This window comes from Duncaniella muricolitica, assembly GCF_910574735.1.
GTDB lineage: Bacteria > Bacteroidota > Bacteroidia > Bacteroidales > Muribaculaceae > Duncaniella > Duncaniella muricolitica.
Genome location: NZ_CAJTCF010000160.1, coordinates 1 through 1,418 on the forward strand (window position 1 = coordinate 1; position 1,418 = coordinate 1,418).

The 1,418-nt window shown below is 48.0% G+C and carries 1 protein-coding gene; it reads left to right on the plus strand.

The genetic code is table 11. The annotated features are described in order from the left end of the window. The first annotated feature begins 201 nt into the window (after nt 1-201). Nucleotides 202-1,242 carry a TlpA disulfide reductase family protein gene (locus tag QGT73_RS17285; protein WP_280123254.1) on the plus strand — a complete coding sequence of 347 codons (1,041 nt, stop codon included), beginning with the start codon at nt 202-204 and terminating at the stop codon, nt 1,240-1,242. The last annotated feature ends 176 nt before the right edge of the window (nt 1,243-1,418 follow it).

A 1,418-nucleotide genomic window follows, 5' to 3' on the forward strand; every position in this document is an offset into this window, starting at 1 on the left:
ACAAAACTTATTTGACTTTACCAAATAAAATTGCAGCTAATTACTATAAAATCAGCAGGTTGAATTTACTTATAATGGTGATGTCTATTCCACATTATCGCCTTAGCGTGTCCGCTGAATAGTTACAACCATAACATTTAGAAAATAGATATATTTGCTGCAAAATTGCAAATAACAAAAAATTTTTCTAAACATCACATTATGAAAGCACTCCCATTCATCGCATCAGCCGTCGCTCTGCTGTCGGCATGCACAGGCGCGCAGACCGACAACAACTACTATGTCAAGGCCAATGTCGGCCCCGACTTCAACGGCAAGACAGCCTATCTCTATGACATCGACCGCGACACCAATATCGACAGCGCGATTGTGACCGACTCGACGGTTATATTCAACGCCCCCATGACCGAAGGCTATAACGGCACAGCATCCGTAATCCTGAGTATCGACGACAATAACATAGCCAGCTTCTTTCTTGAGGCCGACTCCATCACCATCACCGAAGGCATAGCCAAAGGCGGTCAGCTCAATCAGCGTATCCACGACTACTGGAGCGAGCGCATCGCCTCCAACAAGGAATACATGGAGCTGCCCGACTCACTCAAACAAGAAAAACGCGACTACTATATAGCCAAATCCGACTCGCTCGACAAGGCCTTCCTTGAAGCCAACCTCGACAACGCCCTCGGCGTGCAGGAGATATTGCGCGACAAACGCCCCTACTCGCTGGCTGAAATCGACAGTCTGACGGGCGTCTATCCCATCCTCAACGGCAATGCCCGCCTCGAAAAGATACGCAAGGCTTTCAAGCTCGAAGAAGAGACCTCGGTGGGCAAAATGTTCAAAGACTTTGAGGTAACCTACAACGACTCCACCTTCCGTCTCTCCGACGTGGTGGGCAAAGGTAAATATGTGCTCGTCGACTTCTGGGCAAGCTGGTGTGGTCCCTGCATACGTCAGACTGCCGTAATCAAAGACCTCTACAAGCAGTATGCCGACAAGGGTCTCGAAGTCATCGGTGTCGCCGTGTGGGACGAACCCGAGGCTACAATCGAAGCCGTAAAACGCCACGACCTGCCCTGGCGCAACATCATCAACGCACAACACATCCCCTCTGACATCTACGGTTTCCAGGGCATCCCCTGCATCATACTTTTCGGACCTGACGGCACCATCCTCAGCCGCGACCAGCAGGACGAAGGCCTCCGCAACGATGTGGCCAACGCCATAAACGGAAAATAACCGAAACGATATAGATACAAAAGTTTCAAAAAGGACATAAGAAACATAAGTTTTTATCCAGAGAAGTTGTTCAAACTTATTTCGAGATGTTAATAATACAGTAAAATAATAAAAATACAGCGCATTCAGCAAAGGGCGCACTATATTATAGTTCCCACACTCTAATATACCGTACC

What these genes read in the sequence shown, in the direction of transcription:
- QGT73_RS17285 (WP_280123254.1), top strand. Translation starts at nt 202, where the DNA reads ATGAAAGCACTCCCATTCATCGCATCAGCCGTCGCTCTGCTGTCGGCA.